The sequence below is a fragment of the Solwaraspora sp. WMMA2059 genome (genome assembly GCF_027497315.1).
Taxonomy (GTDB): domain Bacteria; phylum Actinomycetota; class Actinomycetes; order Mycobacteriales; family Micromonosporaceae; genus Micromonospora_E.
In genome coordinates this window covers 1066904-1074742 of record NZ_CP114908.1, presented here as the reverse complement: position 1 = coordinate 1074742, position 7839 = coordinate 1066904, and the positions used below count along the sequence as shown (strand labels likewise).

Below are 7839 nucleotides of genomic sequence, written 5' to 3'. Positions count from 1 at the left end.
CTCACCCCCGTCCAGTCACGCCGAACTCGGTGTCGAGCGCGGCGAACAGCTCCTCGTCGCTGGCGGTACCCAGGTCCGGTGCCGCCGGCTGGCCGGCCGCCCCGCTGGCACGCCAACTGCGCAGCAGCGCCTCCAACCGGTCGGTGACCGCCTCCCGGTCGCTGACGGTCCCGCTGGCCGCCGTCAGCGTGGTCGCCAGCCGGTCGACCTCGTCCAGCAGTGGTTTCACCGGGTCCGTGGACGTCTCCAACTGCTGGGCCAGGTGCCGGGCGACGGCGACGGCGGTCGGCTGGTCGAAGACCAGTGACGCCGCCAGTGACAGCCCGGTCGCCGCCGCCAGGGCGTTGCGCAGTTCGACCGCGGCGAGCGAGTCGAAGCCCATGTCCTGGAAGGCGCGGTGCGGGTCCACCGCGTCCGGCCGATCGTGCCCGAGTGCGGTGGCGACGTGCCGGGTGACCAGAGCGAGCAATTGCTCGTCGCGTTGCGCGGGCGGCAGGTGGTGCAGCCGTAGCGTCGGCCCGGATCCGGCTGCGGGAGTCGTGCTGCGACTGACCCGCCGGGTCGGGCCGGCGACGCCGCGCAGCAGGGCGGGCAGGTCGTCGGCTGCCTGCTCGCGCAGCGCGACCGGATCGATCCGCAGCGGCGCCAGGCACGGCTCGGCACCGCGCAGCGCGGCGTCGAACAGGGCGAGCGCCCGGTCCACTGGCAACGCGGGCACCCCGAGTCGGTCCAGCCGTTGGCGGGCCGGCTCGTCGAGGCCGCCCGCCATGCCGGCCGGACCCGCCCAGGCTCCCCAGGCCAACGCCAACGCGGAAAGGCCGGTGGCCCGCCGGTGGGCGGCGAGGGCGTCGAGGAAGACGTTGGCGGCGGCATAGCCGCTCTGCCCCGCCGGCAGGACCAGGCCGCCGGCGGAGGAGAACAGGACGAACGCGGCCAGCTCGCGGTCACGGGTCAGTTCGTGCAGGTGCCACGCGGCATCTACTTTGGGGCGTAGGACCACGTCGACCTGGTCGGGTCGTTGGGTGACGATCAGCCCGCCGTCGGCGACTCCGGCGGCGTGCACCACCGCGCTCAGCGGGTGCGCGTCGGGAACACTGGCGAGCAGGGTGGCGAGCTCATCCCGATCGGCGGTGTCACAGGCGACCAGCCGTACCTGCGCGCCGAGCGCGGTGAGGTCGGCCCGCAGCTGCTGGGCACCCGCGGCCGCAGGTCCGCGTCGACTGGCCAGCAGCAACCGGCGTACGCCATGTTCGGTGACCAGGTGCCGGGCCAGCAGGGCGCCGAGCCCTCCGGTACCTCCGGTGACCAGGACGGTGCCGGCGCCGAACGCCGGCTGGCGCCCGTGCCCGGTGGGCACTTCCACCCGGCGCAGGCGAGGTACCCACGCCGCACCGGAGCGCAGCGCCACCTCGGGTTCGCCGGCGCTCGCTGCGGCGGCGACCTCCGCCATGGTCGTGGTGTCGTCGACGTCGACCAGGCAGAACCGTCCGGGATGTTCGGCGGCGGCGGCCCGGACCAGGCCCCAGAGTGGAGCGGCCACCATGTCCAGGTCCGTGTCGGCGGCCGCAGCAGCAGCCGTTGCCGTTGCCGGTTCGACCATGGCCGCTTCGCGGGTCACGACCGCGAGCCGGGAGGCGGCGAACCGCTCGTCGGCGAGCCAGGTGCGCAGGTCGGTGAGCACCTGGTGGATCAGCTCGCGGACAGCGGCTGGCACGTCGGGCACCGCCGGCGCATCGGCGTAGCGCAGCACGACCTGTGGTACCGGTCGACCGTCGTCCAGTGCGGCCGACAGCGCCGCCAGGTCGGTGACGTGCACCGCCGTCCCGGACGCGTCGACCGGTCCGGTCGCGGGCCCTCCGACGGTCACCGCGGGCGGTGCGGTCGCGGCGTCGAGCGTGAGACGGTCCCAGCCGATGCGGTACAGGGCCCCGGTCGTGGAGTCCACTTCGGCGGTGTCGACCGACGTGGGCCGGGCGAGCAGCGAGCCGACGGTGAGCACCGGTTCGCCGTCGGCGGCGGTGAGGGTGACGGACAGGGAACCGTCGGCCAGGTGCCGTACCCGGGCCTGCGCTGCGGCCGCCCCCGCCGTGTGCAACGCGACGTTGGTCCAGGCGAACGGCAGCCAGGCGTGGCCGTCGCCGGGCGCACCCCGCTCACCGGCTATCGCCGCGTGCAGGGCGCTGTCGAGCAGGGCGGGGTGGATCCCGAACCGGGTCGCGTCGGTGTGCTCGTGTTCGGGCACGGCGACCTCGGCGAACACCTCGTCGTCACGACGCCACGCGGCACGTGTCGCGCGGAACGCCGGCCCGTACTCGTAGCCGAGGTCGGCGAGTTCGTCGTACAGCTCGTCGACGGGCACGGTGCTGGCGCCGGCCGGCGGCCACGGAGCCCGCGGCCCGGTTGCGGCCAGGTTGGCAGCGCCGAGCAGGCCGCTGGCGTGGCGCTGCCATGGCTGGTCGGCCGCGTCGGTACGGGAGTACACCGCGACGGGGCGCCGGCCGGACTCGTCGAGGGCCCGGACGACGACGTGGACGGCGACCGTGCCGTGCTCAGGCAGCACCAGCGGACGTTCGCAGATCAGCTCGTCGATTCCGCTGGTTCCCGCCTGGTCACCGGCCCGGATGGCGAGCTCGACGAAGGCGGTGCCGGGCACCAGGACCCGACCGTGCACCACGTGGTCGGCCAGCCAGGGTTGCGCGTCGACGCTGAGGCGGCCGGTGAGATGGATCTCGCCGGAGTCGGGGGATTCGACGAGTGCCCCGATCATGGGATGTCCGGCGCCGGTGAGGCCGGCCGCGGCGAGGGTGTCGGTCAGCGGGAGCCGCCAGAAGCGTTCATGCTGGAACTCGCGGGTGGCCACCGCAGCGGTGTCGGCGGGGCTGTCGGGCGCCTGTTCCAGGATCACGTGGGCGTTGGTGCCGCTGAAGCCGAACGACGACACCCCGGCCCGACGCGGCCCACCCCTGTCCGGCCACGGCCGCGCCATGGTCAACAGCCGCACCCCACCCGACGACCAGTCCACATGCGATGACGGCTCCGACACATGCAACGACCGCGGCAACACCCCCGCCCGCAACGCCATCACCATCTTGATCACACCACCCACACCCGCCGCCGCCTGCGCATGACCGATGTTCGACTTCAACGACCCCAACCACAACGGACGATCCGCGTCCCGACCCCGCCCGTACGTCGCCAGCAACGCCTGCGCCTCGATCGGATCCCCCAACCGGGTGCCCGTACCGTGCGCCTCCACCACATCGACGTCCACCGTCGACAACCCCGCCGCCGTCAACGCCTGCCGGATCACCCGCTGCTGCGCCGGACCGTTGGGCGCGGACATCCCGCTGCTGGCACCGTCCGAACCGGTCGCGCTGCCGCGCACCACCGCGAGGATCCGTCGACCGTTGCGCTGGGCGTCGCAGAGCCGTTCGACGGCGAGGACGCCGACCCCCTCGGCCCAGCCGGTGCCGTCGGCGTCGTCGGAGAACGGTTTGCACCGCCCGTCCGGCGCCAACCCACGCTGCCGACTGAAGTCGACGAAGACCTCCGGGGTGGACATCACCGTCACCCCGCCGGCCAGGGCCAGCTCGCACTCACCCGAACGCAACGCGTTGACCGCCAGATGCAACGCCACCAACGACGACGAACACGCCGTGTCCACCGCGACCGCCGGCCCCTCCAGACCCAGGTGGTACGCCACCCGACCGGAGACCGCGCTGCCCAGCCCGCTGCTTTCGGGGTAGTCGTGGTGCATCACCCCGGCGTAGACACCGGTACGACTACCCGCCAACGACGCCGGCTCCACCCCCGCCCGCCGCAACGCCTCCCACGACACCTCAAGAAACAACCGCTGCTGCGGATCCATCTCCCGCGCCTCACGCGGACCCACCCCGAAGAACCCCGCATCGAACCCCGCCGCGTCATACAGGAACCCACCACGACGCACATACGACCGCCCCACCCGACCCGGCCGAGGATCGAACAACGCCTCCGTGTCCCACCCCCGGTCCACCGGAAACTCACCAGTCGCATCCCCCTCACCCACCACCAGATCCCACAACCCCTCCGGCGAGACCACCCCACCGGGGAACCGGCACGCCATCCCCACGATCGCGATCGGTTCCCGGTCCCGCTGCTCGGCCGCGTCCAGCCGCCGACGCGTCTCCTTGAGCTCGGCGGTGGCGCGACGCAGATAGTCGAGCAACCGCGAATCATCGGCGGCCATCGCCGTCTCCCTTCGCCCGTGCCCCGGCGATCTCCTCGACGTCGGGCACGATGTCGCGCGGGCTGGGCGTGGCGAGCATCTCCTTGCGCAACTGCGTGGCGGCGTCGGTGAACGACGGTTCGTCGAGCACTCTGGCGAGCTGGGCCACGAGATTGCCGGGTTCGGCGACCAGCGCCGCGCCCCGGGCCGCCATCTCGCGCATGATGCCGGCCTCGCCCCAGATGTTCCCGGGCATTCCCACCTGCGGTACGCCGTGCACGACAGCGGCGTTGACCGTACCCATGCCACCGAGATGAACCACCGCCGCGCAGGTCGGCAGCAGCGCGTTGAGCGGGACGTAGTCGAACAGCCGCACGTTGTCCGGGATCGGCGTGCCCGGTGGGATCTGGCTGGCGTTGAGGGTGGCGATCACCTCGACATCGAGGTCGGCGATCGCGGAGAGCAGACCGGCGGCACCGCTGTCGTCGGATTCGGCCGGGCCGAGCGCGCGCCGGGTCTGGCCCAGCGTGAGGCACACCCGCCGCCGCTTGGGCTTGCGGCGCAACCAGGCGGGGATCACACTCGGCCCGCTGTAGGGAACGTGCCGCACTGGCCGGTAGTCGACGTCGGCGCGCACCCGCAGGCAGGTGGGAATCGGCTCCAGGGTGGCCTGGCCGACCACCATCTCCTCGTCGAACTCGCGGCCGTAGCGGGCCAGCTTGCCGCCGAGGTAGTCGGCCAGCGGGTCGTCGGCGGCCGCCGCCGGATCGTCGCGGACCAGGTCGAGGAAGATCGCCCGCATTCGGGCCCAGTGGTCGGGTGCGGGGATGATGCGTACGTGCGGCAGGTCCGCCGCCCGGGCCATCACCGGCGCGGCGTAGTTGTGGGCGTCCCACAACACCAGGTCCGGCCGCCAGACCCGGGCGAAGTCCACCAGGTCGGACAGCATCGAGTCGCCCGCCATGTACTCACAGACCACCGAGGTGTACGCCCGGAACACCTCCCGCACGTACGGCAGGGTGAGCGTGGCCGGGTCGGTCTCGGTGATGTCGACGCCGAGCCCGTACGGGGTGTCCGAGGTGTCCAGGTTGCCACGGGCGGTCGGCAGCTCCTCGCCCACCGCCACCGCGGTCAGACCGGTCCGCTTGGTCTCCTCGATGAGATTGGGCTGAGTGGCGACGCACACCTCGTGGCCCGCCGCGCGCAGCGCCCAGGCGGTCGGCACGAGGTTGTACAGGTGCGAGTTGACGGCGGAGGTGGTCACCAGGACACGCATTGCCTTCTCCTGTTGCGTTCGATGGAGCGGACGGTCAGGCGGCCGCGTACACGGTGCGGTACCAGTCGACCGTCTGGTCCAGCCCTTCCCGCAGCGACCTCGGAGTGAAGTCGATGATCTCGTTGAGCTTGGTGACGTCGAGGGTCCGGCTGGGCCGGCCGCCGGAGCGGCTCAGGTCGGTGCGGATCCGTTCCGGCCGGCCGAGCGCGGCGCAGATCGTCCGGGCGAGTTCGAGCACCGAGACCGTTTCGGTCGTGCCGATGTTCATCGTGTGGTACTTGTTCACCTCGACCATGCCGAGAATCGCCCGGACCAGATCGGCGGCGTACATGTAGGTCCTGGTCTGGCTGCCGTCGCCCCAGATCTCGATCTCCTGACCTGCGAGGACCTTGGCGAACATGCTGGGTACCACCCGGTCGGTGTCCGGCTCGAAGTTGTCCCGCGGGCCGTACACGCTGGTGAGCCGGGGCAGGAAGATGTTCATTCCGTACTCCGCCCGGTACGCCTCGGCGAGGATCTCGGCGTAGTTCTTGGACAGGTAGTAGCCGTCGCGGGAGTAGTTCATCCGCTGCCGGAAGTCGTCCTCCTCAGGGATCGGGTCCCTCGTCGGCGACAGGTAGATGTCGCTGGAGCTGATCAGCACGACATCGGCGACGGTGCTCCGGCGAGCACAGTTGAGCACGTTGGACACCGAGCGCATGTTGGCGTCGAGGATGTGCGCGGGCCGGTCCAGGCGGACGTCCATCGGCCCGGACACCACCGCGCAGTGGACGACCGCGTCGACCGGCCCGGACAGCCCGGCGAACAGCTCCGCCAGTTGCGCCTCGTCGTGCAGATCGAGTCGCACCGGCCGCACATCGGCCGGCAGTTGACGCAGCACCCGCCGGTTGTCCCGCCGGTACGGCAGGGTCACGGTGGCGCCGGCGGCGACGAGTTCCTCCGCGAAGTGCGAGCCGATCAGGCCGAGCCCACCGGTGACGACGACGTTCTTGCCTGCCCAGTAGTTCCTTGCCACGGTAATCCTCTCCGTCGATCCGGCCGGTGCCGGGCGGTCAGCCGTTCCAGCTCCGGCACGATGTCGTGCGGGCTGGGGGTGGCCCGCAGGTCGTCGCGGAGCCGGCCGGCGTTGCGGGTGAAGGTCACGTCGGTGAGTAGCCGGTCGACCCGGTTACGCAGCGCGTCGACCGAGAGCTTGCTTTTCAACCCGTCACCGGCGAGCCGGTAGGGGTCCACGTACAGGCCGGCACCCTGGGTTTCCAGGTGCTCGCCGAACCCCATCTCGTCCCAGTAGCGGCCCGGCACGATGAGGTTCCGGACGCCGTGCACCAGGGCGTTGCCCAGGGTGCCGAATCCTCCGTGGTGGATGATGACCGAGCAGGTCGGTAGCAGTTCGTTCAGCGGGACGAAGTCGACCACCCGCACGTTGTCCGGCAGGGTGCCGACCGAGTCCAGCTGGGCGGTGTCCAGCGTGGCGATCAGCTCGACGTCGAGGCTCGCGACCGCCTCGATCAGCTCGTCGATGGCGAACAGATCACCACCCAGGCTCTCCCGGGCGGTCATGCCGAGGGTCAGGCACACCCGGGGCCGTCGTGGCGGCTCGTACACCCACGACGGGGCCGTGGTCGGACCGTTGTACGGCACGTAGCGCACCGGCAGATAGGGCAGATCGACCGGGAACCGCATCCACGACGGCGTCGGATCGATCGTCCACTGGCCGGTCATCAGCTCACCGGCGGTACCCGGCTCCAGCTCGCAGCCGAACCGGGACAGCCGGCTGACCAGCCAGTCGCCGACCAGGTCGTCCCGGCGTTCCGGCGGCTGCTGGGCGAGCAGCTCGGCGTAGCGCAGATACATCCGGCCGATGTGGTCCAGGCCGAAGAGCATCCGGGCGTGCGCCGCGCCGCACGCCCGGGCCGCGATCGGGCCGACGTAGCTGAGCGCGTCCCAGATCACCAGGTCGGGCTGCCAGTGGCGGGCGAAGTCGACCAGCCCGTCGAGCATCGACCGGTTCCCGGTGAGGTGTTCGTAGTGCAGGGAGCAGCCGACGGTGAAGGCACCGAGGACGTACTCCCAGGTGAGCTGGTCGGCCCGGGTCTCGGTCATGCCCGCGTTGATGCTCTGCCAGGTACCGGCGCTGGTGACGTGGTCGCCGCGGGCGGCCGCCTCGGCCGGCTCGACCTCGACGGTCTCGTCACCCACCGCCGCCACCGGCAACCCGGTACGGGCGACGGCGTCCAGGATCTCCGGCTGGGTCGCGACACACACCTCATGGCCGGCCGCCCGCAACGCCCACGCCAGCGGCACCATGTTGTAGAAGTGCGTCTTCGCCCCATAGACCGCGAACATCACGCGCATC

At 71.7% G+C, this 7839-nt stretch carries 4 protein-coding genes; all 4 read right to left on the bottom strand.

Going from position 1 to position 7839, the window contains the following annotated elements:
- Position 1 precedes the first annotated feature (1 nt).
- Genes O7553_RS04950 through O7553_RS04935 form a run of 4 tightly spaced genes read right to left on the bottom strand, consistent with a single transcriptional unit; the run spans position 2 to position 7838 of the window.
- The gene (locus O7553_RS04950) at positions 2–4228 is read right to left on the bottom strand and encodes an SDR family NAD(P)-dependent oxidoreductase (protein ID WP_281553684.1); all 4227 of its coding nucleotides are present in this window, start codon (positions 4226–4228) and stop codon (positions 2–4) included.
- Positions 4215–5483, bottom strand: a complete 1269-nt coding sequence (locus O7553_RS04945) for an activator-dependent family glycosyltransferase (RefSeq protein ID WP_281553683.1) — start codon at positions 5481–5483, stop codon at positions 4215–4217. The genes O7553_RS04950 and O7553_RS04945 overlap by 14 nt, the downstream gene beginning before the upstream one ends.
- Before the next feature lie 34 nt (positions 5484–5517).
- Positions 5518–6498 carry an SDR family NAD(P)-dependent oxidoreductase gene (locus O7553_RS04940; RefSeq protein WP_281553682.1) on the bottom strand — a complete coding sequence of 327 codons (981 nt, stop codon included), beginning with the start codon at positions 6496–6498 and terminating at the stop codon, positions 5518–5520.
- Positions 6441–7838: an activator-dependent family glycosyltransferase gene (locus tag O7553_RS04935; protein ID WP_281553681.1), complete on the bottom strand. Its 1398-nt coding sequence runs from the start codon at positions 7836–7838 to the stop codon at positions 6441–6443. The genes O7553_RS04940 and O7553_RS04935 overlap by 58 nt, the downstream gene beginning before the upstream one ends.
- Position 7839: the final 1 nt, after the last annotated feature.

What these genes read in the sequence shown, in the direction of transcription:
- O7553_RS04950 (WP_281553684.1), bottom strand. Translation starts at nt 4,228, where the DNA reads ATGGCCGCCGATGATTCGCGGTTGCTCGACTATCTGCGTCGCGCCACC.
- O7553_RS04945 (WP_281553683.1), bottom strand. Translation starts at nt 5,483, where the DNA reads ATGCGTGTCCTGGTGACCACCTCCGCCGTCAACTCGCACCTGTACAAC.
- O7553_RS04935 (WP_281553681.1), bottom strand. Translation starts at nt 7,838, where the DNA reads ATGCGCGTGATGTTCGCGGTCTATGGGGCGAAGACGCACTTCTACAAC.